Genomic DNA, 26,844 nt, shown 5'->3' with positions numbered 1-26,844 from the left:
AAAAGTTCGCCGTCCCCCGTGCCTTTTTTCAAAAGGGGCTTTTCACGGCACATTTTTTTGTCCATAATAGATACCATGTGCATAAACGGAGGAGGACGCTTGATGCAACTGAAGGAACTCGCTTCTCAGCTTGCGGTGAGCCGCCTCGTTGGCGATGACCGCATCAATATTACCGGATTGCAGACGGATTCCCGCAAGGTGAACCCTGGCGATTTGTTTATCTGCATCCCGGGATTTGCCGTAGACGGACACGATTATGCGGGGAAAGCGGTTGAGCGGGGAGCTGTTGCCTTGGTTGCCGAGCGGGAGATGCAGCTAGGCGTTCCCGTGTTGATCGTAAAGGATGCGCGATATGCGATGGCGGTGCTTGCGAACCATTATTACGGTTATCCGAGCCGCGAGCTGAAGCTGATCGGGATCACGGGGACCAACGGTAAAACAACAACAACTTACTTGCTGGAAAAAATCTTGAGCGATCAAGGGTTTCGAACCGGACTGATGGGCAACATTCATGTCAAGATCGGTTCCCGATATATTCCAAATGCGATGACGAATACGCAGGAAGCAGTGGAGCTTCAGCGGATTTTACGTGAGATGGTGAACGAAGGAACGGATTATTGTATCATGGAAGCTTCCTCGCACGGACTGGAATTGGGCCGGGTCAAAGGATGTCGTTTCCGTACGGGCATTTTCACGAATTTAACCCAGGATCATCTGGACTTTCACCATACCATGGAACAGTACAAGGCGGCCAAAGGACTGCTTTTCTCCCGTCTCGGCAATGAATTTTCCGATGATCCGAACCAAAACAGGTTCGCCGTGCTCAATGCGGACGATCCTGCATCGAAGGATTATGCGAGGCTGACTGCCGCACAAATCATAACTTATGGAATCGAGGATCCGTCTGCGGATGTGAGAGCTGAAGCGATCGAAATTTCTTCGAAAGGTACACGGTTCAAATGTGCAACGTTTCGCGGAAGCGCCGAGGTGAGCATGCGGCTTGTCGGGCGATTTAATGTATACAATGCGCTTGCAGCCATCGCTTGCGCGCTTGCGGAGGGGATTGAGCTTGCAAGGATTGCCGACAGCCTCGGCCGGGTGGATTCGGTTGAAGGCCGGATGGAGATAGTGAATGCCGGACAGGAGTTTCTTGTTCTTGTCGACTATGCGCATACCCCTGACGGTCTGGAGAACGCCCTTTCGACGATTCGTCAATTTGCCGAAGGCAAGGTATACTGCGTTTTTGGCTGCGGAGGAGACCGCGACCGCGCCAAACGTCCCCTGATGGGTGGCGTGGCGGCCAAGTATGCGGATTATGTATTCGTCACTTCCGACAATCCGCGTACCGAGGACCCGGAGCGCATTCTTCAGGACATTGTTCCGGGACTTCGTACCGCAGGGTATGACCCCGGCCGCTACGAGCTGGTTGCCGACCGCAGAGAAGCGATTCAAAAAGCAGTCGATCGCGCAGCTCCGGGCGACTGCATCTTGATTGCGGGGAAGGGACACGAAACGTATCAGGACATCATGGGCGTCAAGCATCCTTTTGACGACCGCAAGGTAGCCAAAGAAGCAATCATGAATCGCTTTCGTTCATCGGGAAGCGATGGGGTTTAAGCAATTGGGGGGATAACGCGTGGATTTTAATATGTGTGTTGATCACGCTCGGCGTGGCTTTTTTACTTGCTGTCATTATGGGGCCTCTATTCATTCCGCTGCTCCGCAGGCTCAAATTCGGGCAGCAGATTCGTACGGAAGGGCCGCAGGGACACTTGAAAAAAGCAGGCACGCCGACGATGGGCGGGATCATCATTATGCTGGCGCTGGCGGTTGCCGTGCTTCGATTCGGGGAAAAAAACCTCGAAACCGTCATTCTTCTGGTTGCTGCGCTTGGCTACGGATTAATCGGTTTTCTGGACGACTACATTAAAATATTGTTTAAGCGTTCGTTAGGGCTTACCGCCAGGCAAAAGCTGCTTGGGCAGCTGGTTTTATCGGGCATCGTTTGTTTTTTGCTCGTACAGTCCGGGCACAGCACCGAAATACGCATTCCTTACGTCGACTTTTCTTTTGACGCCGGGTGGCTTTATTTTCCTTTTGTGGTGTTTCTGATGCTGGGCACGTCCAATGCGGTGAATTTCACGGATGGTTTGGACGGACTATTGGCCGGTACCAGCGCCATTGCTTTTGGGGCCTACGCGGTGATTGCCTTAAACAACTCGCAGCCGAACATTGCGATTTTCTCCGCCGCCATGGTAGGCGCGGTGCTGGGCTTTCTCGTGTTTAACGCTCATCCGGCCAAAGTGTTCATGGGGGATACCGGTTCGCTCGGTATAGGCGGCGGGCTCGCCGCGGTAGCGATCCTGACCAAAGGGGAAATACTGCTGGCCTTGATCGGCGGCGTATTTGTCGTCGAAGTACTATCGGTTATCATTCAGGTCGTCTCCTTTAAAACGAGGGGAAAACGAGTGTTCAAAATGAGCCCGATCCACCATCACTTCGAGCTTGCAGGCTGGTCGGAGTGGCGCGTGGTGATCTCCTTTTGGACGGCCGGTCTGATTCTTGCAGGCGTCGGACTATATATTAACGAGGTGTTGTAATGATGGAGCATCCGCAGAATTATTGCGGCCGCCAGGTGGTCATATTGGGCCTTGCGCGCAGCGGCGTCGCTGCTGCAAAGCTGTTTCACGACAAGGGAGCTTTGGTGACGGTTAATGATAAAAAGGAACGCAAACTATGCCCTGAAGCCGATGAGTTGGAGGCTCTGGGTATTTCTGTTGTTTGCGGGGGTCACCCGGCGGGGCTGATTCATGAGGGGATTTCGCTCATCGTGAAAAATCCGGGCATCCCATACACGATCGAACCATTGAAGAAGGCGGCTGCGCTTGGTATCGAAGTCGTTACCGAGGTCGAAGTAGCCCATCATATTTGTAAGGCTCCCATCATTGGTATTACGGGCTCTAACGGCAAGACCACCACAACGACCTTGACCGGACTGATGCTGGAAGCCGGCGGCTTGAAGCCGATTGTTGCCGGCAATATCGGCCGCGCTCTGACGGAGGCGGCTCTGGAGGCCGAGGCAGACAACTGGATGGTCGTTGAGCTCAGCAGCTTTCAATTGAAGGGCACTCGCAGCTTCCGGCCCCGCATCGGCTGTTTGCTTAACGTATATGAAACTCATCTGGATTACCACGATACCATGGAAGATTATATTTTTTCCAAAACGAAGCTGTTTGCGAATCAAACCGAGGAAGACACTGCGGTGCTGAATTGGGACGATGCCGTATGCCGGAAGGCTGCCGGGGAAATCAAATCCCGGGTGTTTCCATTTTCGGTCAGCTCGGAGCTTTCTTACGGCATGTATGTGTCGTCTCCGTTCGGCACGGGGGAGGACGCGGATAGCATGATCGTTTACCGCGATCATGATGGCGCGGAGCATCCCGTTATTGCCGTCAGGGAGCTGGGCATCCCCGGCAAGCACAACGTGGAGAATGCGCTCGCCGCCAGCTGTATGGCGCTCGTTTCCGGCGTGCGGACGGACGTTATTGCCCGGGTATTGAAAGAATTCCGCGGGGTGGAGCACCGTCTGGAGTATGTGGCTCTGAAGGATGAAGTTTTATTTTACAATGACTCCAAGGCAACCAATCCGACGGCAACGATCAAAAGCATCGAGTCGTTCTCTCAAGACATTATCCTGATTGCCGGCGGACTCGACCGGGGATCCGATTACATGGAACTGCTTCCCGCATTTCAGCAGGAGGTGAAAGGACTGGTCGTCCTGGGGGAAACAAAGGAAAAAATCGCCCGCGTGGCCCGGCTTGCAGGCATGAGCCGGATCAAAACCGTCGATACTGCTAAGGAATTGCAGGATACGGTTGCAGAAGCGGTGAGAGCCGCTTTTGCCATGGCAAAGCCGGGTGATGTGGTGCTGCTGTCCCCGGCTTGCGCCAGCTGGGACATGTTTCCTTCTTACGAGGAAAGGGGAAGAATGTTTAAGCAGACCGTGCATAACCTGTAAAGAGGGAGTAAACAAGCTTGCCGCCGCCTAAAAAGACGGCAAATGCCGCGGCTGCAGGCTGTTGAGGACAGACGCTCCCATCAAACTCAAGGTTAGAGGTGTGGGCGGTTATGGTTAAAGCACGGTCGGCTCCGGACATGTTGATGCTGGGCTCCACGCTGCTCCTGCTCGGAATCGGCGTGGTCATGGTGTACAGTGCCAGCGCAGTGCTGGCGTTTCGGGAATTCGGCGATGCCTTCTATTACTTGAAGAGGCAGGCGCTGTTCGCGGCCTTAGGCATTATGGCCATGGTTTTTACAATGAACACAGATTACTGGATCTGGAAAAAGTATGCCAAACTCGTGCTTATCATTTGCTTCATTTTACTTGTAGCGGTGCTTATTCCGGGCATTGGCGTGGTTCGCGGCGGCGCGCGCAGCTGGCTTGGCATCGGATCGTTCGGGATTCAACCCTCCGAATTTATGAAAATTGGCATGATCATTTTTTTGTCCAACTGGCTTTCCGAAAAACAAAACACGATTACGCTGTTCGGCAAAGGCTTGCTTCCTCCGCTCGGGCTTGTAGGACTAGCCTTCGGCCTGATCATGCTGCAGCCGGACCTTGGCACCGGCGCTGTGCTGGTGGGAGCCTCGCTTTTGATTATTTATACGGCGGGAGCGCGCCTTGTTCATTTATCTTATCTCGGTCTTGTCGGGGTTCTCGGCCTGGTCGGTTTGATCGCTGCGGCGCCTTATCGTTTGAAGCGGATTACGGCTTTTCTGGACCCGTGGCAGGACCCGCTCGGAGCGGGCTATCAGGCGATTCAATCGCTGTATGCGATCGGTCCGGGCGGTCTAGTCGGCCTCGGACTGGGCATGAGCCGGCAAAAGTACAGCTATCTGCCCGAGCCGCAGACCGACTTTATTTTCTCTATTATCGCCGAAGAGCTCGGCTTTATCGGGGGAACGTTCGTACTTGCCCTGTTCATACTGCTTTTGTGGCGCGGCATGCGTACGGCTATCACGGCTCCGGATACGTTCGGCAGCTTGCTGGCTGCCGGTATCGTCGGGATGATTGCCGTACAGGTGATAATTAACATCGGCGTCGTCATCGGCATGTTCCCCGTCACGGGCATCACGCTTCCGCTTATTAGCGCCGGAGGCTCATCACTTACGCTGATGCTGACCTCGATCGGTGTATTGCTTAACATTTCCCGGTTTTCGAGGTGATCCTGACATGAAAAAAATCGTCTTCACCGGCGGCGGAACGGCCGGCCATGTCACGCCGAATTTGGCGGTGATGGCTGAGCTGCGCAAGCAGGGGTGGGAGATTGAATATATAGGTTCCCGTGACGGTATTGAAAAAGAAATCATCGATCACGAGGGCATTCCGTTCCATCATATCGCTTCCGGAAAGCTCAGGCGCTATTTCGATCTGAAGAATGCGAAAGATCCGTTTAAAGTGCTTCTGGGCATTGGGCAAGCCTATCGTCTGCTTCGAAAAATCAAGCCTCATATTGTATTTTCCAAAGGGGGATTCGTGACCGTTCCGGTCATTCTGGCATGCAGGCTGAATGGCATTCCCGTGATCTGCCACGAGTCGGACCTGACGCCGGGGCTCGCCAACAAAATTTCCCTGCCATTTGCTTCTCGCATTTGCGTTACCTTTCCCGAGACGCTTAAGCATATTCGCAGCCGCAAAGCCGTATGCACCGGACTGCCGATTCGCGAACAAATTTTGCAGGGCCAAGCTTCCCGTGGACTTCAAATGTGTGATTTTCACTCTAATAAGCCTGTATTGCTCATGATGGGCGGCAGTCTGGGATCCAAGCGGATTAACGAAGCGCTCAGAGCAACGCTGGAGACGCTGCTCACACAATTTCAAATTATCCATATCTGCGGTAAAGGCAACGCCGATCCTTCCCTGGACGGGGTACCGGGTTACCGGCAGTTCGAATATGTGAAAGACGAGCTGCCCGATTTGCTGGCTTGTGCGGACTTGGTCATCTCCCGGGCGGGATCTACTTCCATCTTTGAGTTTTTGGCGCTCCGCAAGCCTATGCTTCTGATCCCGCTGTCCCGCGAGGCCAGCCGGGGAGACCAGATATTGAATGCGGAATCTTTCCGTAAGATGGGTTACAGCAAAGTGCTTTATGAGGAAAACCTTTCCCCGCAAACGTTAGTATCCGCCGTCTCCGATCTTTATGAAGAACGCGTCCGCATACAAGAGCAAATGTCCGGCAACCCCTTCGGCAACGGGACTCAAAGGATTGTAGAGCTGATCGAAGCTTGCCGGTTGCCTGAAGCATGACAAATTTGCCTGGGCATTTGTCACACTCTGCAGTGATTCACATAAACTACACTATAACCGTGACAGACACCTGACGAAGCCGCATGCCGCAATGTGCGATAAAAGACAAAAGAGGCGCATGGCCTGAGGCTCTCGTGCTTCCGGGGATGTACCGGAAGCCCATCGTCTTGTCGTTCTGTGAAGGAGGTTTTCCCATGCAACAGGTCATAACAGAATTGCTGAAAGGATCGTATGGTGAAGTTCGATTGAACGAACCGCTTGCCCCTTATACCACATGGAAAATCGGCGGTCCGGCCGATGTCCTGCTCATTCCGCAGGACAAAAGCCGATTGATCAGCGCCGTTAAGCTGCTCCATCAGCACGATATCCCATGGATTGCGCTCGGCCGAGGCTCTAATCTGCTTGTAACCGATAAAGGCATCCGGGGGGTCGTGATCAAACTGGGGCATGCGCTGGAGACCGTGCGTTTCGAAGGAGAGTACGCCTTTGCCGGCGGCGCATATTCGTTCATCAAACTGTCGGTCATGGCAGGCAAGCAAGGATTGACCGGGTTGGAGTTTGCCGGAGGCATTCCGGGAACCGTGGGAGGCGCCGTTTACATGAACGCCGGGGCGCATGGGTCGGATGTGTCGCGCATTTTACAGCGGGTTGAAGTGCTGCTCCCGACAGGGGAGTTGGTGACGATGCAAAAAGATGATTTGGCGTACGCTTACCGGCATTCGATTCTGCACACGAATCCGGGGATTGTGACGGAAGCTGTCTTTAAGCTTAGCTATGGGGACCGGAAGGAGGTCGCAGCGGCCATGGCAGCCTATAAAGACAGGCGGCTGAGAACGCAGCCGCTTCAGCTTGCCTGCGCGGGAAGCGTATTTCGTAACCCGGAAGGGCATCATGCCGCAAAGCTGATTGAAGAGGCCGGACTCAAGGGCTTAAGGGTCGGTGACGCCCAAGTATCGCCACTGCACGCCAACTTCATTGTCAACACCGGGCAAGCGACAGCCCACGACGTGCTCACCCTGATCGAACAAGTGCGAAATGCCGTTTCGGAGCGGTTCGGAGTTCGTCTTGTACCTGAAGTATTGGTGGTGGGTGAGCGGTAAATCGGAGGTGGGACTTTGGAAAAGTTGGTTATCGAAGGCGGGAAACCTCTATCGGGAGCCATCAGAATTCACGGCGCAAAGAACGCTGCACTGCCCATACTTGCGGCAAGCATCATGGCAAAAGGTACAATAATGATTCAAAATGTGCCCGATTTGTCCGATATCCATGTTATGTTGGGTATTTTGCGTGCCCTCGGCTGTCAAGCCGAGCTTAAGGGCGATGCTGTCATTGTGAACACAAATGGCGTTCATCAGTTTCACATTCCCGAGAGCCTGATGAGCCAGATGAGGTCTTCTATTTTCCTTATGGGTCCGATGCTGTCCCGTCTGGGGAAAGTGGAGCTTTATCAACCCGGAGGCTGTGCCATCGGAGAACGAAAGATCGATCTGCATTTGCAGGGATTGGCTGCCATGGGGGCAAGCATTGAGGAGAGCGGCAACAAAATCGTTTGCACGGTCGATGAGCTTGAGGGCGCGGAGATCGTGCTCGATTATCCGAGCGTAGGGGCTACGGAGAACATTATGATGGCCGCCGTGAAGGCTCGTGGAATGACCACGATCACCAATGCGGCCAGAGAGCCCGAAATCCAGGATCTTCAAAATTTTTTGAATGCCATGGGCGCCAAAATTATCGGCGCCGGTACCGATACGATTACGATTGAAGGCGTTCGCGAATTGATTCCTTGTTCTTATCGGATTATCCCTGACCGGATCGTAACCGGAACGCTGATGATTGCCGCTGCGGTTACAAAAGGCAACGTCACGTTGGAGAGGGTAAATCCCTCTCATCTGACCTCCGCGATTCACGTATTGAAGAGGGCAGGTGTTCAAATCACGATTAACGGTGATATAATGAACATATGTGCCAAAGCCCGGCCCAAAGCCGTAGGGTGGGTCGTCACTTCTCCTTATCCTTCATTCCCGACGGATCTGCAGTCGCAAATTATGGTACTGTTGAGCTTGGCGGACGGCGCCAGCATTGTAAAAGAAACCGTGTTTGAGGGCAGATTCAAACATGTCGATGAGCTTTCGCGCATGGGTGCGGATATTCGGGTGGATCTGAATGCGGCGTTTATCCGCGGGGTATCGAGGTTGTACGGGGCCACGGTAGAGGCAACCGATCTGCGTGCGGGCGCCGCACTGGTCATTGCAGGCCTTGCCGCCCAAGGAACGACGATCATCGAGCAGATTCACCATATCGATCGCGGATATGAGCATATCGAGCACATGCTGAGCGCTTTGGGTGCCAGTATTGAACGGATTACTCCCGTTAGGGCGGAGTAGCTATATTCATCCATATGACCATAACCGTTGAAATATCCCTTTTCCCCTGCGGGAAGGGAATTCAGCGGTTTACATATTATTCCTGAGCTCGGGAGGATTTCCATGACTTCAGAAGACAGGCTTCCGGTCATCAAAAAACCTGCACCGAGAAACCGCAGCAGCAAAAGGCTGCTTCTGTTTCTTTTCGTTTTCTTCATTACGCTGCTTCTCGTGCTGTTCTTTCAATCATCGCTGAGCCAGATTACGGAAATCGAAGTTCAAGGGCAAGAGCTTGTGTCTGCGGAAGACGTCAAGGCAGCCGCCGCGGTAAAGCCGGGGGACCATTTTTTCTCTGTCTCTTCCAGCGGGATTGCAGAGAAGGTCAAAGCCTTAAGAATGATAGAATCCGTGCAGGTGTCCAAGCATTTTCCCGGGCGGATTTTGATCGAAATAAAGGAATACCCGAAGGTGGCCTATCAAATCGGTGAGGACGGCCGCATCGAAGCGCTGCTTGCGGATGCCAGCGTGGTTCCGGTGACGCTTCAGGGATTTGTGCCGGACAAGCCGTTGTTAACGGGCTGGGGCAAGGATGATCCGCTCAAGACCCAGCTTTGCCTTGCGATGTCCAAGCTGTCCGCTGCTTATTTTGCCGACGTATCGGAAATCAAGCCCGACCCGAGTTCATCGTATCCGGACAAAATTAAGATGTATACCCGCTCGCAATTCGAAGTTCAGACCACGATAGGATATCTGCCGGAAAAAATCATACATTTAAACACGTATATTGCTAATTTAAAAGAAAATAACCAGTCAGGCGGAGTATTGAGGTTATTGGAAGCCGATTCCCACACGCCTTTACCGTTCGAACAGGGCAGAAAAGAGGGAGACGCCAATACCTCGGCTCCAAGCCAATAATTGAAAAATCCGGCTACTCAACCTTACAAAAAAATGATAGAATTGTAATTATGGTATATTTTATGCGCTTATTCCGAAAAAAATTGCGAGAAAAAGAGGAAACGAACGAGCTGTGTGGAATAACTACAGGAGGTTTGCTGGCCAAGGCTCGTTTACATTACATATCACAGGAGGTGCCACAGGTTGAGCAGCAATGACATCATTGTTAGTTTGGACATCGGTACATCCAAAGTTCGTGCTATTATTGGGGAAGTCGTTAACGGCACCATTAATATAATTGGAGTTGGATCTGCCGACTCGCAGGGAATCCGCAAGGGAGCAATCGTTGATATCGACCAAACGGTGCAATCGATTCGAAGTGCGGTGGATCATGCGGAGCGGATGGTGGGCATTCAAATAGCGGAAGTGTATGTTGGTATTTCCGGCAATCATATCTCTTTGCAGTCCAGTCATGGCGTCGTGGCCGTGTCAAATGAAGACCGTGAAATCGGGGATGATGACATAGAACGTGTCATTCAAGCCGCCAGGGTCATTCCTTTGGCTCCCGAGAGGGAAATTATCGGTGTTGTCCCCAATCAATACGTGGTGGATGGCACGGATCAAATTCATGATCCCAGAAGCATGATCGGCGTAAGGCTGGAAGTGGAAGCGACGATTATAACCGGCACCAAAACAGCCATTCATAATTTGCTCCGCGTTGTTGAGAAGTCAGGTCTGAAGGTAGCCGGCTTGGTGCTTTTATCGCTGGCCGCAGGCCATCTGGCTTTGTCCAAGGATGAGAAGGCGATTGGCACCGCATTGGTGGATATCGGTGCGGGAGCAACCACCATTGCTGTGTTTAATGAAAACAATTTGGTTGCGACAACCACGCTTCCGATCGGCGGCGAGTATATCACCAATGACATTGCATACGGGCTCAGGACGCAAGCGGATATCGCCGAGAAAATCAAGCAGAAATTTGGATGCGCCATGGTGGAACATGCGGCTGATGATCAAGTGTTCAAGGTGAACCGTCTCGGCAGCAATGTGGACAAGGAGTACTCACAGGTCGATTTGGCGAATATTATCGAACCGCGCGTACAGGAAATATTTCATTTGATAAAGATGGAAGTGCTAAGGCTGGGATTCAGTGATTTGCCGGGCGGGTATGTATTGTCCGGCGGGACCGTTTCTTTGCCCGGGGTGCTGGCTGTCGCGCAATTGGAGCTGGCATCGTCTGTCCGAATCGCCGTTCCGGATTATATCGGCGTTCGGGATCCCGCATTTACAAGCGGAGTAGGGATTATTCAATACGCATCCAAATATTTGCGCGGCTCCAAACAAAACACCGGCGTGAAAAAGCTGGTCAGCAAAAAGACGTCTTCCGGTCAAGAGCAAAAGCCATCGGCCATGGAACGGTTTAAAAACTGGTTAAGCGAATTTATATGATCGAAAAAGCTTGCACGATGAAAGCCTAATGAGGGGGAAGACGCTAGTATGTTTGAATTTGACATGGACATGGACCAGTTAGCGAAAATAAAAGTCATTGGCGTCGGCGGCGGCGGCAGTAATGCCGTCAACCGAATGATCGACAACGGAGTGAGGGGCGTCGAGTTTATTACCGTCAATACGGACGCTCAGGCTCTGCATCTTGCCAAATCGGAGCAAAGGCTGCAGATCGGGGATAAGCTGACGCGCGGTCTCGGAGCGGGAGCGAATCCCGAGGTAGGCAAGAAAGCGGCGGAGGAATCGCGCGAACTGATTTTGAACGCCCTGAAGGGTTCCGATATGGTGTTCGTTACAGCCGGAATGGGCGGCGGCACGGGAACCGGCGCAGCGCCGGTCATTGCCGAAATCGCTAAAGAATGCGGCGCTTTAACCGTAGGTGTCGTTACCAGACCCTTTACGTTTGAAGGGCGCAAACGGCACATACAGGCGGAACAGGGGATCGCGGCCTTGAAAGAAAAGGTCGATACGCTGATCGTTATTCCGAATGACCGTCTGCTTGAAATTGTCGATAAGAAGACTCCGATGCTGGAAGCGTTCCGCGAAGCGGATAACGTGCTCCGTCAAGGGGTTCAAGGGATCTCCGACTTGATCGCAGTTCCCGGTCTGATTAACCTGGACTTTGCTGACGTGAAGACGATCATGACGGAGCGCGGCTCCGCGTTGATGGGGATCGGCGTGGCCACGGGCGAGAACCGTGCGGCTGAAGCGGCAAAGAAAGCAATCTGTTCCCCGCTGCTGGAGACCTCCATTGACGGCGCGCGCGGCGTGCTGATGAACATTACCGGCGGGATCAACCTGTCGCTGTATGAAGTGAATGAAGCGGCCGATATCGTAGCGTCCGCTTCCGATATGGAGGTCAACATGATTTTTGGCGCCGTCATCGATGAATCCCTGAAGGATGAGATTATGGTAACGGTGATTGCCACCGGCTTCGAGGACAAGCCTGCGGCAAATCCCGGCGCAAGAAAGCCTGCCGGAACGGGCAATGTTCAACAGGAACCGTCGGATTCCCGATTGGGTAATCTTCGGCCTTTCGGAGGACAACCCTCCGGAGATCAGTTGGATATTCCCGCTTTCCTGCGTAATCGCAACCGGGGCGGTTTTGACAAGTAAATTCAATATTTCAGGTACTAACGAGCAGTCGCCTCTGCATAAGAGGCGGCTTTTTTTATTCCAGCGTGACTACCCCTAGCTCTTGCTTTCTCTTGGCGAACTTTTCATACCCTTCCGCTATACGACAAAAAAAGTCACCCGCTATCGGCATGTTTAGACAGACTTTGGAATAGGATTGCTATATACTTGTCTCATTCGCGACGGAGAAGGGGCAGATGGCAGGAGGTTACGGGAAATGATCGTGTATATCGATGTCATTTTCCTGTTTAACGTGTTGATTGACGGCATTTTGCTATGGACGACAGCCTGGTCGCGCAAGCTCAGCTTTCGCTGGTGGAGACTCGCGCTTTCCGCGGCGATCGGCGGCAGCTACGCCATCCTGCTGTTTTTCCCGCCGTTATCGTTCTTATACACGTTTGCGGTCAAGTTTGTGTTGTCCTTGCTGATGCTGCTCACGGCATTCGGATTTGGAGGATTACAGCATTTTGTCAGAAATCTCGGAGCCTTTTACCTTATTAATTTTGCTGCGGCCGGCGGGGTTGTCGGGTGTGTTTACTTTTGGCAATCGTCGGGCGAATTTGTGCAAGGGATTTTGATCAGCCGTGATCTCAAGGTGACGCTCCCGCTGCTGCTGTTTTCGATCCCTTTTACCGTATGGATTTATCGGCAGGTGACGCAGGCGCTCAGGCGGAAGCAGGAGCTGGCGGCGTTTACAGTGAAAGTGGATGTACATATCGACGATTATGCTTCCAGCTGTACCGGACTGATTGATACGGGAAATCAGCTGTACGACCCCTTAACCAAGACGCCTGTAATGGTGATGGAGGCCGCACAATGGGGAGAGCACTTGCCGGAAACGTGGATGGCCAAAATCCGGCGTGCGGAAGTCGATCAATTGGTTTCGTTGATCGGAACGGAGCCTTTTATATGGCAGGATCGGCTTCGGCTGGTCCCTTATCGGGGGGTGAACCGCAGTACGCAATTTATGCTGGCGATCAAACCGGATCGGGTCGTCATCACAACTGAAGGCAAACAGATCGAGGCGACGAAGGTTTTGATCGGTCTGGACGGCGGGAGGCTCAGCTCAGACAATGCCTATCAAGCCATCATTCATCCTGCGCTTATGGAAATTGACCGGCCTTGATTTTCAGGAACGGTCGTCCCGGTTCTCGCCCGGTCCGCATAAATCAACTGTACCGATTAGGTGGCCATATCGCTCGGAAACACCAGACGAATGCACAGATGAGCGGGACGGCCAACCTGAGAAGACATTCAGGGTAGGAGGAAGGTTTAATATGTTAGTCAAGTGGAAGCTGATGATGCAGATCGCGTATTTCCGTCTTTTGCTGCTGCTGGGGTTAAAGGGAGAAGAAATATACTACATCGGAGGAAGCGAAGCGCTTCCGCCCCCGCTTACCCGTGAAGAGGAAGAATATTTGCTGGAGAAGCTTCCGTCCGGTGATGCGGCCATACGAGGGATGCTGATTGAACGAAATCTCCGGCTCGTGGTTTACATCGCACGCAAATTTGAGAATACCGGGATTAACATTGAAGACCTCGTATCGATCGGTGCGATTGGTTTGATTAAGGCCGTAAATACGTTCGACCCGGAAAAAAAGATTAAATTGGCCACCTATGCATCCCGCTGTATCGAGAATGAAATTTTAATGTACCTGCGCCGCAACAGCAAGATCCGTACGGAGGTGTCGTTCGACGAGCCTTTGAATATCGATTGGGATGGCAATGAACTGCTGCTGTCCGATGTGCTTGGAACCGAGAACGATACGATCTACCGCAATATCGAGGAGCAGGTAGACCGTAAGCTGCTGCATAAAGCGCTCGATAAGCTGTCGGAACGGGAGCGGATCATCATGGAGCTGCGTTTTGGTTTGCAAGACGGCCAGGAAAAGACACAAAAGGATGTAGCGGATATGCTGGGCATTTCACAGTCCTATATTTCCCGTTTGGAAAAACGCATTATTAAGCGGCTGCGCAAAGAATTCAACAAAATGGTGTAAACTGGTAAAAAAATTTTTCGTTTTCCGTGAAAGCGAAATCTTCCTTGCGGGATATGACTTTGGTCGATTTGGTGTTCCCCGCAGGCGCGTCGGGAGGTCGTAGGCTTGCGCATAAAAATGCGTCCCCAGGAGATAATTAACAGTAATGTTTCTCCTTGGGAGGTAATCGCGGTGACCCGAAACAAAGTCGAAATATGCGGCGTCGATACGGCTAAGCTTCCGGTTTTGACCAATGCGGAAATGCGTGAACTTTTCGTTCAGCTGCAAACGAATCATGAACGATCTGCAAGAGAGAAATTAGTCAACGGCAACCTCAGGCTGGTGCTGAGTGTGATTCAGCGCTTCAATAACCGCGGGGAATTTGTCGACGATCTGTTTCAAGTAGGATGTATTGGACTGATGAAGGCGATTGATAATTTTGATTTGAGCCAAAATGTGAAGTTTTCAACGTATGCGGTACCGATGATTATCGGTGAAATTCGCCGTTATTTACGGGACAACAACCCGATTCGAGTTTCCCGGTCCTTGCGTGACATCGCTTATAAAGCGCTGCAGGTAAGGGATCAGCTTACGAATCAAAATTCGCGCGAACCGACGATATATGAAATTTCCGAGGTGCTGAACGTACCGAAGGAGGATGTGGTATTCGCGCTTGATGCTATTCAGGATCCGGTATCGTTGTTCGAACCGATCTACCATGACGGCGGCGATCCGATCTATGTCATGGACCAAATCAGCGATGACCGCAATAAAGACGTTTCCTGGATCGAAGGCATCGCGCTTCGGGAGGCGCTGCACAAGCTCAATGACCGTGAGAAGATGATATTGTCCATGCGTTTTTTCGACGGGAAGACCCAGATGGAGGTGGCCGACGAGATCGGCATTTCTCAGGCGCAAGTATCGCGGCTGGAGAAGTCGGCGATCTCGCAAATGCAAAAGCACGTTAAAAACTAAAATGACTTTCGATCGAAAATCCGACCTGCCCCGATGAAGGGAACGGTCTTTTTTTGTGCCGATAAGGTATTTTGCAGAGGTTTCTCATATATATAGTAAAAAAGGCTGGTTCAAATAACCAAGTCTTCACGGTGGTGGATAACAGCATGAAAATATCCGACCTTCAAATGAAGGATGTCATCAATATTGTAGACGGCAAAAAGCTGGGGCAGATCAGCGACCTGGAGCTCGATTTGTGGCATGGCCGGATTGATGCCGTCGTGGTGCCGAACGGAACGCGTTTTTTCGGCCTGCTTAGCGGCGGCGGGGATGTGATCATACCGTGGGAAAACATTGTGAAGATCGGAATGGATGTCGTACTGGTCAAGCTGGAGGATATTCCAAGCTACCGCCGGCATGACGAGACGAATTTTGCTTATGAATATTATCGGCAGCACCGCGATTAAACGGAACCGGATCATGGAGGCTTAGGAAACTGGTTTGAAGGATTCCTGTCCCGGCTGACAGCAGAACAGGATGCTCTTTTTTTCCGTTTCGTGTATACTTGTTAATATTCTGACAGCAGGGGGATGGATGTTGATGCAAACGTCGGAGCCTTTCGTACTTGGCAAGGCCGATAATGGCTGCGGACTGCTGCTGCTTACCGGTTTTATGCGCTTAAATCCCAGGCTGACCGCCGGATTTACGACACGGATTGGCGGAGTCAGCCGGGGGGATTATGACAGCTTGAATTGCGGGCTCCATGTGGCGGATGCTCCGGAGGATGTGGTGGAGAACCGCAGACGGCTGGCCGGAGCGCTTGCCGTGCCTTTTGAGTCCTGTACCTACGCAGAGCAGGTGCACGGCAAAGAGGTCCAAGTGGTAACGAGGCGGCAGCGTGGAGCGGGCCATGATTCCAGAGAAGGAGCGCTGCAGGACAAAGACGGCTTTATTACCAACGAGCCGGGAGTTTACCTGCATGCACTTTTTGCCGATTGTGTGCCGCTGTACTTTTATGATCCGGTACATAAGGCTGTAGGATTGGCTCATGCGGGCTGGAAAGGGACGGCGCTGGAGATTGCCAAGGCCGTTACTGAGGCGATGAGCGCCGCATATGGCACAAAGCCCCGCGAGCTGAAGGCGGCCATCGGGCCTTCCATTGGCATGTGCTGCTATGAAGTGGACGATGCAGTCATTGTGCGGATGGACAAAGTGATCGGAGAGCCGGGGCTGAGGTACAAAGATGAAGCCATAGGGGAAGTCCCTCCGCTGTATACCCGAAAACCGAACGGAAAATATAATTTAAACTTGCAACAAATAAACCGACAAATTATGATAAAAGCAGGAATTTTGCCATCAAATATCGAAATAAGTGGTTTATGCACAAGCTGTCGGCTCGATCTGTTTTACTCGCACCGCAAGAATGGCGGGTCAACGGGCCGCATGGCCGCATGGATCGGTTTGCGGGAATAAGCCGGTTTGAGGATCTTCCCATTCGGGGCTTTTGAACTCACGCTTGACGCAAGCCGGGAGGTAGGTGAATCTTTACAATGACATTGGAATTGCAAGCTCGCTTAAACGAGGTAAAAGGAAAGATTGCTGCGGCGTGCACGCGGGCGGGAAGAGATCCGCAAGAGGTGAGGATCATCGCCGTCACCAAGTACGTGTCGCTGGCTGCAACGGGGCAGGTTCTGCAGCAAGGGCTGACCGATATCGGAGAAAACCGCTGGCAGGATGCCGCGGCCAAATGGGAAGCTTTCGGCGATCGGGGGACCTGGCATTTCATAGGCCATCTGCAAACGAATAAAGTTAAGGATGTTGTCGGCCGGTTCGCCTACATTCATTCATTGGACAGGCTGTCGCTTGCCAAAGAAATAGAAAAGAAAGCGGCTTCCCTGGGAATGGAGATGCCGTGCTTCATCCAGCTTAACGTCTCCGGGGAAGAAACCAAATACGGTCTGGAGCCGGAAGCGCTGTTTGACTTCGTCAAAGAAATTCGCGAATATCGCCATATCCGAATTGCAGGTTTAATGACAATGGCGCCTTATGAGACGGAGCCGGAGCAAACCCGTCCCGTATTCCGGGGGTTAAGAGAGTGGCGCGATCGACTGAATCGGGAAGCATTGCTCGATTACGAAGTCGGTCACCTATCGATGGGGATGTCCAACGACTTTGAAGTCGCGGTTGAAGAAGGGGCGACTTGGGTGCGTCTCGGTTCTATTCTGGTGGGAAAAGAGTGAGGCTGTAAGAAACACGAAGGAGGAGTGGACATGGGCGTCATGAACAAATTCATGAATTTAATCGGTTTGCAGGAAGAAGAAGAAGTAGTGGAGCGCGAACGTATCGTAGAACAGCATGAAGAAGTTGAAACCCCGGCGCAGGATACACGTAAACATAAGGGGAACGTTGTGAGCATTCACTCGCAAAAAAATGTCCGGGTCGTGCTGAACGAGCCGCGCACCTATGAAGAGACGCAGGAAATTGCCGATCATTTGCGCTACCGGCGTCCGGTGGTGGTCAATTTGCATCGCGTTCGTCCGGACCAGGCGACCCGGATCGTCGATTTTTTGAGCGGAACCGTGTACGCACTGAGCGGCTCGATATCGAAAATTGGCCCCAACATCTTTTTGTGTACTCCGGATACCGTAGAAATTCACGGTTCGATCTCGGAAACCATGAATCATGACGAAGGATAGCCCCCACTAAACAAAACGAGGTGAACAGCTTGATTGAGGGTTACATACGCACTCTGGTCGATATCTACCAATACGTACTCATCGCCTATGTTCTGCTCTCCTGGCTGCCGAATGCGCGGGAAAGCTTTATCGGAGAATTTCTGGGAAAGCTGTGCGAGCCGTATTTGAGCATCTTCCGCCGCTTTATTCCGCCCATTGGCGGGATGATCGATATTTCTCCGATCGTGGCGCTGATTGCACTCCGGTTCGTTGGCGAAGGGATTGTCGCGATCGTGTCCGCTATTTTTTAAGTCATCGGGCGGAACGGTGCATGGAGTCGAAGGAGATTTTGACGAATGAATGAACATATTTATGCCCACTTCCATCCGGATGAACACCGGTTTGTGGACAAAGCGGCCGAATGGGTGGAGCGGGCGGAGCAGCACGCTGTCAAACTTACCGATTTTTTGGACCCGCGCCAGGCATTTATCGTTACGTCGCTGGTGAACCGGAGTGCAGATGTTCACGTGCGCTTTGACGGAGGCCATCCCGGCGCCGAGCGCAAACGGGCATTCATCGCTCCGGATTACCGCGTATTGGACGACGAAGACATGGGCATTCGCCTGATCGGAGTGACTTCGCCCGACGAGAAGCTGCAGCAGCTCGATCACGGGGACTATATGGGAGCGATCTTAGGGCTTGGCATCAAGCGCGATAAGGTGGGCGACATCTATGTCCGACCGGACGGCTGCCATTTTCTCGCCGCCGCCGAGGTCGCCGATTATATCCGGCTGAACCTGAACGCTGTCCATCGTGTGCATGTGCAAACCGAGCTGCTGCCTTTGGACCGTCTTATCAGCACAGAGGTCAAGCTGGACGAGATGAGCCTGTCGGTCGCTTCACTGCGCCTGGACGGTATTGTCAGTGATGTATACCGGTTGAGTCGCGCCAAAGTGCTGATCCCGATTAAAGCGGGGCGGTGCAAGGTTAACTGGAAGCAGGTGGAAGATCCGAGCAAGCCGCTAAAACAAGGGGATGTCGTATCTCTTCAGGGCTTCGGACGCTTCAAGCTGCTTGAGGTCGAGGGTGTGACCAAAAAGGGGAGGTACCGCGTGAAAATCGGCAAGTATGCTTAAGCCGATTTTTTTTCTACGACTGACCAATTAACTAACAAGGATTTCCAAAGCCTCTGTCGAAATAGTTAATAGCTAAATTTGACGGAGGTTTTCGTTGATGCCCTTACCCAAAAATCGCGTTATCCCGGAAAAGAAAATTTACTTTCGTGCGGAGGTTCAACATTGTCCTCATTGCGGGACGAAGCTCAAGCGACATCATACCGCTTGGAAGAAAAACATCATCACGTTGAACGGCGTTATCCAAGTATGGAACATGGCATATCACTGCCCGAATGTCGACTGCGCTTATCCAAAAGCCTACTACAAATCGGTCGAAGCCGATTCGTTGTGCATGAAACATACCTCTTACGGTTTCGATGTGCTGGCGTTGGTCGGCCAGTTGCGATTCAAGCATCATATGACCATTACGGAAATTACCGAGGAGTTAAATTGCCGCGGGGTTGCCACCTCAGAGCGGAACTCTCAAAGACTGTACGAACGATATTTGACCTTGCTCCGTGCCAGTGTAACGGATCACGTGAAGGACGTTCTAAAGCAAGTCGTTCAAGACAATGGTGGCATCATGATCTCCATGGACGGCGTGCAACCGGAGAAAGGGAATGAGACGCTGTATGTCATTCGAGAAGTCTTCAGCGGTACCATTCTGGCCGCTCAAAACCTAAAAAGCGGCTCGGCTGAGGAATTGAAGAAGCTCATCACGCCGATCATCGAGTTAGGCTTTCCAATCATCGGCATCGTGACGGATGGGCAGCAGTCCATCCGCATATCCATGGAGTCGTTGTTGCCGGATGTTCCCTATCAGTACTGCCAGTACCATTACCTCAAGGACATCGCCAAACCAGTTGTCGACTTGGACCGCAAGCTCAAAACCGGGATCAAGAAAAGCCTCCGCGGAATCCGTGAGATCGAAAAGAAAATTGAGAACGACGATTCGGCAGAAGCCGAAGTTGCCAAAGATTACGTCGCAGCTGTTCGTTCGTTGTTGCTCGAAGATGGAAACCCGCCGCTAGATCTGCCGGGGATTCGGATTTACGAGAATGCACAAGCCATTCAGGCTTCCCTCCAAAGATGCCTGGATAAAAAAGGGGACCTCGCTGCTGAAAAACGTCGTCAGAATATTTAATAAACTTAAAGAATTTCAGCAAGCCTACGAAGAGGTCAAGCGTTGGGCGCTGCCGCTCAATCACGTGGCCGATATCCTGAATCCCGACGCGGATAAAAGCAGTGATTCGGTTCGGTTTCATCTACAGCATCTGCTTCAATGGGTCGAACAAGCTTACACCGAAGAGTACGACAAGCCGATGGTTGCCAACTTGATGAGCTATACCAAAGGATTTTGGAAAGGCTTGTTTACTTGCTACGATCATCCCCACGTTCCGCGAACCAACAACGATCACGAGCGGTTTTTTCGCCGTACCAAGACCCGCCACCGGCGTATGACCGGGTTACGAAGCTGGAACGAATACATTCTCCGCAGCGGCGAAATGGTCGTGTTCGTCGACGATGCGCTTCAGCAAAAAGACCTTGTGAAACGGCTCCAAAACGTGAAGTACCAAACCTTCCAAGCGGAACGTCAACGTTGGGCATCTCGTTTGTCGGAAGGAGCTAAACGAAGACGTTTCAGAAGCAATCCAGAAAAATACCTTCAAAACGCTGAAAATAAATATTGTGCGTTAATTGGTCAGTCGTAGTTTTTTTTGTTTGCGATTGCAGGAAATTGCAGTCAATTGTCGAATATAGCAATACGTGATTAGGTTGGTTGCTAAATTTGCAGGAGGTGCAACAATGGCTTTAACCCCGCTCGACATACATAATAAGGAATTCAAACGGTCATTTCGCGGTTATGATGAGGATGAAGTCAATGAGTTTTTGGATCAGGTGATCAAGGATTATGAAGTGTTAATCCGTGAAAATAAAGAATTGCAGAATCAGCTGAACGCGATTCAAGAACGGCTGGATCATTTTGCCAACATTGAAGAAACGTTAAGCAAGACCATCATCGTCGCGCAGGAAGCGGCCGATGAAGTCAAGACGAATGCGAAGAAGGAAGCGCAGCTGATCCTTAAGGAAGCGGAGAAGAATGCAGACCGCATCATCAACGAAGCCCTCTCGAAGACACGCAAAATCGCCATGGAAACCGAGGAGCTGAAAAAACAGGCGTCGATTTATCGCACGCGTTTCCGCACGCTGATTGAGGCGCAGCTGGAACTGCTCAGCAAAGAAGACTGGACTTCTCTCGAACGCATGGAAGTAGAGCAGCCATAAAGCAAAGCCAGTGACATATACGGCTGCACCCGGGTTCATGCCTGTTTTTGACCGGAGCTGCACTCGGATGTTGACGCCGCCGCTGATTTCCGCTATACTCCACTCTATAAGTGAACATGAGTGAAAGCGATGATTGGGACGAGTACTTGGCGTCAAGCTGATGTCAGCGAACCGGGGGTTGGTGCGAGCCCGGACTTTGGCGGCGAAGGAATATCACCCATGAGCATCTCTTGAACCGATTAGAAGTAAAGAGCATCGGCTGATCCCGTTATCGATCATGGAGCGAAGACGCTTCGGTGAAAGGGCAGGTTGGCTGGCTTGAATGGTCAAGCGATCGCCCTGTATTCGTTTGTGTCTTAATTTGGGTGGTACCGCGAGACTTCTCGTCCCTAAGGGATAAGAAGTCTTTTTTGCGTTTATATCAAGTAAGGAGTGAATGGTGCAATGGCAATGGATTATGGCAAAACATTGAACCTGCTGCAGACCGATTTTCCGATGCGCGGAAATCTGCCGCAGGCCGAACCGAAGATGCAGCAGCGCTGGGAAGAAATGGACATTTATCGTATGGTTCAGGAGAGCCGTAAAGGCAAACCGAAGTTTATACTGCACGACGGCCCGCCGTATGCGAACGGCGATATTCATATAGGTCATGCGTTAAACAAGATCATCAAGGATATTATCGTCCGCTTCAAAACGATGCAGGGCTATGACGCTCCTTACGTGCCCGGCTGGGATACGCATGGGCTGCCGATCGAGCAGGCGATTGCCAACAGCGGCAAGGTTGACCGGAAGAAGATGAGCGTGCCCGAATTCCGGGACTACTGTAAAGCGTATGCCTTGGAATGGGTTGAAAAGCAAAAGGCCCAGTTCAAGCGTCTTTCGATCCGCGGGGATTGGAACAACCCTTACATCACGCTTCAGCCGAAGTATGAGGCGCAGCAAATCCGCGTTTTCGGCGGAATGGTGAATAAAGGCTATATCTATAAAGGGTTGAAGCCGGTCTATTGGTCTCCGTCGTCCGAAAGCGCCCTGGCGGAAGCTGAAATCGAGTACAAAGACAAAACGTCCACTTCGATCTATGTTGCTTTTGAAGTGAAGGACGGTAAGGGCAAGCTTCCGGAGGATGCGTCCATCGTCATCTGGACCACAACGCCATGGACACTTCCCGCTAACCTGGGGATCAGCCTTCACCCGGATTTCGATTATACTCTGGTGGAAACCGGCGGCAAAAAATATGTGCTGGCCCAAGGACTTCTGGAAGCTGTCTCCAAGGAAATCGGCTGGACCGATGTTAAGGTATTGTCCACCCTAAAGGGAAGCGAGCTGGAATATGTACTCTGCAAGCATCCGTTTTATGACCGTACTTCACTTGTGATGGTTGGCGAGCACGTAACGCTAGATGCCGGTACCGGATGTGTGCACACGGCGCCGGGCCACGGCGAGGACGACTTTGTGATCGGGCAAAAATACAACCTCGGCGTGCTTTGTCCTGTAGATGATCAGGGGCATTTTACTTCGGAGGCCCCGGGCTTTGAAGGGCTGTTTTATGAAAAAGGAAATAAGATCATCACGGAGAAGCTGCAGGAATCCGGGCATCTGCTTCATATGACCACGATCCAGCACCAATATCCGCACGATTGGCGGACGAAAAAACCGGTGATTTTCCGTGCTACGGAACAGTGGTTTGCGTCTGTCGACGGATTCCGCCAGGCCATGCTGGATGAAATCAAAAGACTCAAATGGACGCCGGAGTGGGGGAAACCCGCCTGCATAACATGATTGCCGACCGTGGAGACTGGTGTATTTCACGGCAGCGCGCCTGGGGCGTTCCGATCCCGATTTTCTACTGCCGGAGCTGCAGCGAGCCCCTGGTCAGCGAAGCGACGATTGAGCATGTGGCATTGATTTTTGAACGGGAAGGCTCCAATGCCTGGTTCTTGAAGGATGAGAAACAGCTGCTTCCGGACGGGACCGTATGTCCGAAATGCGGGCACGATCATTTCCGCAAGGAAACCGACATTATGGATGTCTGGTTCGATTCCGGTTCAAGCCATTCCGCTGTACTGGAAACGCGCGAAGAGCTGCAGTGGCCTGCGGATCTGTACCTGGAAGGCTCGGACCAATACCGCGGCTGGTTCAACTCCTCGTTGATTACTTCGGTGGCGGTCAAGGGCTCTGCACCGTACAAAGGAATTTTGAGCCATGGCTTTACGCTGGATGGAGAAGGCCGCAAAATGTCCAAATCGCTGGGCAACACGGTAGATCCGAACCAGGTATCGAATAAGCTGGGCGCCGACATTTTGCGTTTGTGGGTATCGTCTACGGATTACCAGTCGGACGTGCGCATCTCGGATAACATCCTGAACCAAATTTCCGAAGGATACCGCAAAATCCGTAATACGCTCCGGTTCTTGCTCGGGAATCTATATGATTTCAACCCGGCGACAGACCGGGTAAGCGTGGATCAAATGAACGAGCTGGATCGTTATGCGCTGGTGCGATTGCACCGGATGGCAGAACGTGTCATCGAAGCATACGACAACTATGAATTCCATGTGGTCTATCAGGCTGTGCACCATTTCTGCGCGGTGGAGATGAGCGCCTTCTATCTCGATATTCTGAAGGATCGTCTGTATGCGAGCGCGCCGAAGGATCCGCAAAGAAGAGCGGCACAAACCGTATTATATGATGCCCTCACGGCAATAACTAAATTGATCGCACCGATTTTGCCGCATACGGCCGATGAGGTTTGGAACTATATCCCCGGAATAGAGCTGCCCAGCGTACAAATCGCAGAGCTTCCGCAGGTGGACAGAAGCTTGTTTGACGGCCAGCTGGAAGAGAAGTGGGAGAAGTTCACGGAACTGCGCGACGACGTGCTGAAGTCGCTTGAGGAGGCCCGTAAGGCTAAGCTGATTGGAAATTCGCTCAGCGCGGCGGTTCATTTGTACCCGGATCAGGAGACGCAGCAGTTTTTGAGCGGCTTCGACCGGCTGGATCTGCTGTTTATCGTATCGGCCGTACATGTGCATGAGGCCGGCGCTGCGATTCCGGAGGACGCTCATGCCTATAAAGGCATGTCGGTGAGCATTTCCGTAGCGGAAGGCGAGAAGTGCGAACGCTGCTGGATCGTCACGCCGGAAGTCGGCCATCATGAAACGCATCCTTCGCTTTGCAAACGTTGTGCCGAAGTTTTGGAGTCGGGTGTAGAAGCGTAAAACAGATCAACGAGCTGATCCGAGGGAAATCAAACCCAAGGATAAGCTCGTTATTTCTAGGACTTATCCTCGTCCTCCAGGGTTCGATCCGGCTCAAGCAGCCCATAGCCTTCACCGCTTCGCATATAATCTTTATAAGCTTTATTGCGGACAACAGTGACATGCTGACCGTACATGTCGGTGGCCAAAAAGCTTTCGAACGGTTCCACATAGCCGACGGCTTCATCGGCCTCGATTTCCATTTCGTTATAGCTGTCCGCTTCATTCGGGTTCTCGGCCATGGCCGGAGAGTTGGACGAGCCCCAGCTTTCTACAATTTGCCAGGCGTCCTCGCCGTCGAATGAATTCTCTTTGGAAAGCTCGTCAAGGCTGGTGCGTCCGAAAGGCGGAGCCAGCAGCTCCTCCTCTGCCGGACGACGGTCGGACGCGTGCGGATCCGGTACGTGATCGACGCAGTAAGCTGCTGTCGGGACCGCCTGCAGACGTTCGAACGGAATCGGCGCGCCGCATGTTCGGCATACCCCGTAAGTGCCGTCCTGAATACGTTGAAGCGTCTCTTTGATGTCGGACAGATGACGCTCGGCGTTCTCGAGCAGCGCAATGTCTTTGCCGCGTTCGAACATCTCGGTGCCCAAATCGGCGGGATGGTTGTCATTGGTGGACAGATCACCGGTTTGGACACGCATCTCGTCGCCCAAACCGAAATGTTCGCCGTCTTGCAAATGCTCTTCGAGCCAATGCTTCTCTTCACGCAGCGTGTTCGTCAATTCCTGAAGCTGCTGCGCTGTAAGCGAATGGGATGGTACGGGTCCGCTCGTCATTGAGTAGCCTCCTTTTTACACAATCGCAAGTAACGTTATTTTTCACGGTTCCGGCTGTTCTTAGGCAAGGGAATCGTTGTTAGCACGGAAACGGATAAAGGAGCTGGTACGTTGAAATATTACATCTACGCATTGATCGTGCTGCTGCTGGATCAGGCAACCAAATGGATCATTGTCAGCCAAATGGCGCTGGGAGAAGTTCGTTCAGTCATCGGCGAGTTTTTTCAGATCACGTCACATCGGAACCGCGGCGCCGCCTTTGGCATTTTGCAGGATCAGCGCTGGTTTTTTATTGTGATCACGATCGGTGTTGCCGTAGGAGTGATCTGGTACCTGCAAAAAACGGTAAAGGAAGGCAAAAAGCTGCTCCCGTTTGCTTTGAGCCTGCTGCTTGGCGGCGCACTTGGCAATTTTATCGATCGGGCGTTATTCGGTGAAGTGGTTGACTTTTTGATGTTCCGGTTTCAATTTAACTGGTTCGGTACTCCTGTAGATTATACTTATCCGATTTTTAATGTGGCCGATATGGCCATTGTCATCGGCGTTGTACTGATTTTCGTAGATTCGTTCATCAGCTGGCGTCAGGAAAGCAAACAAAATGCACAAAGCAATACGGAAGGCGGAGATGCGTAAATCATGAGCATAGGGGAAGAACGTGAATCCTCGGACAACCGGTTTGAATGGATTGCCGAGCCTGAAGAAGCGGGAGAAAGAATTGATAAGTTCCTGACGGAAGTATTGGAGGAAGAAGTATCCCGTACACAGGTGCAGCAGTGGGTCAAAGACGGACATGTCACCGTCAATGGAAAGACCGTAAAGCCCAATTATAAATTGTCGGATGGAGATACCGTTGTGCTGATGATGCCGGAGCCTGAGGAGCTGGAGTTGGCGCCGGAGGCCATTCCGATTGAGGTCGTCTACGAAGATTCCGATGTGATTGTGGTCAATAAGCCGCGCGGGATGGTTGTGCACCCGGCACCGGGACATCCGGGAGGGACGCTGGTGAATGCGCTGCTCTACCACTGCAAGGATTTGTCTGGTATTAACGGCATCATGCGTCCGGGGATCGTTCATCGCATCGATAAAGATACGTCGGGGCTGTTGATGGCGGCCAAGAATGATCTGGCCCACAATAGTCTTGCCGAGCAGCTGAAGGCTCATACGGTGAACCGCAAATACTTGGCGCTTGTTCATGGGAACGTGCCCCATGATAATGGTACGGTGGATGCTCCGATCGGCCGCGATCCGAAGGATCGCAAGCTGTACACGGTTACGGAACGAAACAGCAAGCATGCGGTCACTCATTTTGCCGTCATCGAACGTTTCAAGGATTACACCCTGCTCGAGCTGAAGCTGGAAACGGGGAGGACGCACCAGATTCGGGTACATATGAAATTTATCGGCCACCCGCTGGTGGGCGATCCGGTTTACGGCCCGTCGAAAAGCAGGGGAGTCCATATGGAAGGCCAGGCGCTTCATGCCGCCGTGCTTGGTTTCGAGCATCCGCGGACGGGAGAATCACTGCAGTTTGAAGCTCCGATGCCGGAGGATATGGTGAGCGTACTCGAAGTATTAAAAACAAGGTAGAGGAA

At 52.1% G+C, this 26,844-nt stretch carries 25 protein-coding genes, 1 pseudogene and 1 other annotated feature; of the genes and pseudogenes, 25 read left to right on the top strand and 1 reads right to left on the bottom strand.

The window, feature by feature from the left end:
- Positions 1–102: 102 nt before the first annotated feature.
- The 23 genes and pseudogenes from EXW96_RS13110 to ileS all read left to right on the top strand — a co-directional run bounded on the left by EXW96_RS13110 (position 103) and on the right by ileS (position 24,431).
- Positions 103–1,617 carry a UDP-N-acetylmuramoyl-L-alanyl-D-glutamate--2,6-diaminopimelate ligase gene (locus EXW96_RS13110; protein ID WP_174350711.1) on the top strand — a complete coding sequence of 505 codons (1,515 nt, stop codon included), beginning with the start codon at positions 103–105 and terminating at the stop codon, positions 1,615–1,617.
- A 77-nt stretch (positions 1,618–1,694) separates the two neighbouring features.
- The gene (mraY, locus tag EXW96_RS13105) at positions 1,695–2,600 is read left to right on the top strand and encodes a phospho-N-acetylmuramoyl-pentapeptide-transferase (protein ID WP_217437372.1); all 906 of its coding nucleotides are present in this window, start codon (positions 1,695–1,697) and stop codon (positions 2,598–2,600) included.
- Positions 2,601–2,602: 2 nt separating this feature from the next.
- Entirely contained in the window at positions 2,603–4,018 is a 1,416-nt protein-coding gene (gene murD, locus EXW96_RS13100; protein WP_174350947.1) for a UDP-N-acetylmuramoyl-L-alanine--D-glutamate ligase, read from the top strand.
- Between the two features lie 110 nt (positions 4,019–4,128).
- Positions 4,129–5,226 (top strand): stage V sporulation protein E, encoded by a 1,098-nt coding sequence (spoVE, locus tag EXW96_RS13095; protein ID WP_054818071.1) that lies wholly within the window; start codon positions 4,129–4,131, stop codon positions 5,224–5,226.
- 7 nt (positions 5,227–5,233) lie between these two features.
- Positions 5,234–6,307 (top strand): undecaprenyldiphospho-muramoylpentapeptide beta-N-acetylglucosaminyltransferase, encoded by a 1,074-nt coding sequence (locus EXW96_RS13090; protein ID WP_174350710.1) that lies wholly within the window; start codon positions 5,234–5,236, stop codon positions 6,305–6,307.
- Between the two features lie 194 nt (positions 6,308–6,501).
- Complete coding sequence (gene murB / locus EXW96_RS13085; RefSeq protein WP_054818072.1) at positions 6,502–7,407, top strand: UDP-N-acetylmuramate dehydrogenase; 906 nt, start codon at positions 6,502–6,504, stop codon at positions 7,405–7,407.
- A 15-nt stretch (positions 7,408–7,422) separates the two neighbouring features.
- On the top strand, positions 7,423–8,691 hold the full coding sequence (gene murA / locus EXW96_RS13080) for a UDP-N-acetylglucosamine 1-carboxyvinyltransferase (protein ID WP_174350709.1): 1,269 nt from the start codon (positions 7,423–7,425) through the stop codon (positions 8,689–8,691).
- Positions 8,692–8,793: 102 nt separating this feature from the next.
- Positions 8,794–9,585 carry a cell division protein FtsQ/DivIB gene (locus EXW96_RS13075; protein ID WP_174350708.1) on the top strand — a complete coding sequence of 264 codons (792 nt, stop codon included), beginning with the start codon at positions 8,794–8,796 and terminating at the stop codon, positions 9,583–9,585.
- A gap of 183 nt (positions 9,586–9,768) precedes the next feature.
- The gene (ftsA, locus tag EXW96_RS13070; RefSeq protein ID WP_062407658.1) at positions 9,769–11,013 is read left to right on the top strand and encodes a cell division protein FtsA; all 1,245 of its coding nucleotides are present in this window, start codon (positions 9,769–9,771) and stop codon (positions 11,011–11,013) included.
- Positions 11,014–11,061: 48 nt separating this feature from the next.
- Complete coding sequence (gene ftsZ / locus EXW96_RS13065; RefSeq protein ID WP_174350707.1) at positions 11,062–12,186, top strand: cell division protein FtsZ; 1,125 nt, start codon at positions 11,062–11,064, stop codon at positions 12,184–12,186.
- A 235-nt stretch (positions 12,187–12,421) separates the two neighbouring features.
- Complete coding sequence (gene spoIIGA / locus EXW96_RS13060) at positions 12,422–13,330, top strand: sigma-E processing peptidase SpoIIGA (RefSeq protein ID WP_054818074.1); 909 nt, start codon at positions 12,422–12,424, stop codon at positions 13,328–13,330.
- A gap of 151 nt (positions 13,331–13,481) precedes the next feature.
- The gene (gene sigE / locus EXW96_RS13055) at positions 13,482–14,204 is read left to right on the top strand and encodes an RNA polymerase sporulation sigma factor SigE (protein ID WP_062407662.1); all 723 of its coding nucleotides are present in this window, start codon (positions 13,482–13,484) and stop codon (positions 14,202–14,204) included.
- Positions 14,205–14,375: 171 nt separating this feature from the next.
- Entirely contained in the window at positions 14,376–15,158 is a 783-nt protein-coding gene (gene sigG, locus EXW96_RS13050; RefSeq protein WP_054818100.1) for an RNA polymerase sporulation sigma factor SigG, read from the top strand.
- Positions 15,159–15,304: 146 nt separating this feature from the next.
- The gene (locus EXW96_RS13045; RefSeq protein WP_062407664.1) at positions 15,305–15,604 is read left to right on the top strand and encodes a YlmC/YmxH family sporulation protein; all 300 of its coding nucleotides are present in this window, start codon (positions 15,305–15,307) and stop codon (positions 15,602–15,604) included.
- Positions 15,605–15,737: 133 nt separating this feature from the next.
- The gene (gene pgeF, locus EXW96_RS13040) at positions 15,738–16,610 is read left to right on the top strand and encodes a peptidoglycan editing factor PgeF (RefSeq protein WP_174350706.1); all 873 of its coding nucleotides are present in this window, start codon (positions 15,738–15,740) and stop codon (positions 16,608–16,610) included.
- 83 nt (positions 16,611–16,693) lie between these two features.
- On the top strand, positions 16,694–17,377 hold the full coding sequence (locus EXW96_RS13035; RefSeq protein WP_171005934.1) for a YggS family pyridoxal phosphate-dependent enzyme: 684 nt from the start codon (positions 16,694–16,696) through the stop codon (positions 17,375–17,377).
- Between the two features lie 30 nt (positions 17,378–17,407).
- Positions 17,408–17,833, top strand: a complete 426-nt coding sequence (locus EXW96_RS13030; RefSeq protein ID WP_062407670.1) for a cell division protein SepF — start codon at positions 17,408–17,410, stop codon at positions 17,831–17,833.
- 20 nt (positions 17,834–17,853) lie between these two features.
- The gene (locus EXW96_RS13025; RefSeq protein WP_062407672.1) at positions 17,854–18,123 is read left to right on the top strand and encodes a YggT family protein; all 270 of its coding nucleotides are present in this window, start codon (positions 17,854–17,856) and stop codon (positions 18,121–18,123) included.
- Positions 18,124–18,168: 45 nt separating this feature from the next.
- Positions 18,169–18,948 (top strand): YlmH family RNA-binding protein, encoded by a 780-nt coding sequence (locus tag EXW96_RS13020; RefSeq protein ID WP_062407674.1) that lies wholly within the window; start codon positions 18,169–18,171, stop codon positions 18,946–18,948.
- A 97-nt stretch (positions 18,949–19,045) separates the two neighbouring features.
- Positions 19,046–20,071 carry a transposase gene (locus tag EXW96_RS13015; protein WP_083351442.1) on the top strand — a complete coding sequence of 342 codons (1,026 nt, stop codon included), beginning with the start codon at positions 19,046–19,048 and terminating at the stop codon, positions 20,069–20,071.
- Positions 19,986–20,639: an IS66 family transposase gene (locus EXW96_RS13010; protein ID WP_074730235.1), complete on the top strand. Its 654-nt coding sequence runs from the start codon at positions 19,986–19,988 to the stop codon at positions 20,637–20,639. Before EXW96_RS13015 ends, EXW96_RS13010 begins: the two co-directional genes overlap by 86 nt.
- Positions 20,640–20,733: 94 nt before the next feature.
- Entirely contained in the window at positions 20,734–21,213 is a 480-nt protein-coding gene (locus EXW96_RS13005) for a DivIVA domain-containing protein (RefSeq protein WP_054818078.1), read from the top strand.
- Between the two features lie 120 nt (positions 21,214–21,333).
- Positions 21,334–21,607: a binding site (T-box leader), on the top strand.
- Between the two features lie 56 nt (positions 21,608–21,663).
- Positions 21,664–24,431: pseudogene (gene ileS, locus EXW96_RS13000) on the top strand (isoleucine--tRNA ligase).
- 56 nt (positions 24,432–24,487) lie between these two features.
- Here the strand turns inward: ileS and EXW96_RS12995 are convergent.
- A complete protein-coding gene (locus EXW96_RS12995) occupies positions 24,488–25,252 on the bottom strand; it encodes a TraR/DksA C4-type zinc finger protein (RefSeq protein ID WP_174350705.1) in 765 nt (254 codons plus the stop codon).
- A 111-nt stretch (positions 25,253–25,363) separates the two neighbouring features.
- On the opposite strand from EXW96_RS12995, the gene lspA reads away from it, so the two are divergent.
- Both lspA and EXW96_RS12985 read left to right on the top strand, forming a co-directional pair.
- On the top strand, positions 25,364–25,885 hold the full coding sequence (lspA, locus tag EXW96_RS12990; RefSeq protein ID WP_074726955.1) for a signal peptidase II: 522 nt from the start codon (positions 25,364–25,366) through the stop codon (positions 25,883–25,885).
- 3 nt (positions 25,886–25,888) lie between these two features.
- Complete coding sequence (locus EXW96_RS12985; protein WP_137670507.1) at positions 25,889–26,839, top strand: RluA family pseudouridine synthase; 951 nt, start codon at positions 25,889–25,891, stop codon at positions 26,837–26,839.
- Positions 26,840–26,844 lie beyond the last annotated feature (5 nt).

The sequence above is a fragment of the Paenibacillus sp. JMULE4 genome (genome assembly GCF_013337105.1).
Taxonomy (GTDB): domain Bacteria; phylum Bacillota; class Bacilli; order Paenibacillales; family NBRC-103111; genus Paenibacillus_G; species Paenibacillus_G naphthalenovorans.
This window is presented reverse-complemented; position numbering and strand designations above follow the sequence as displayed.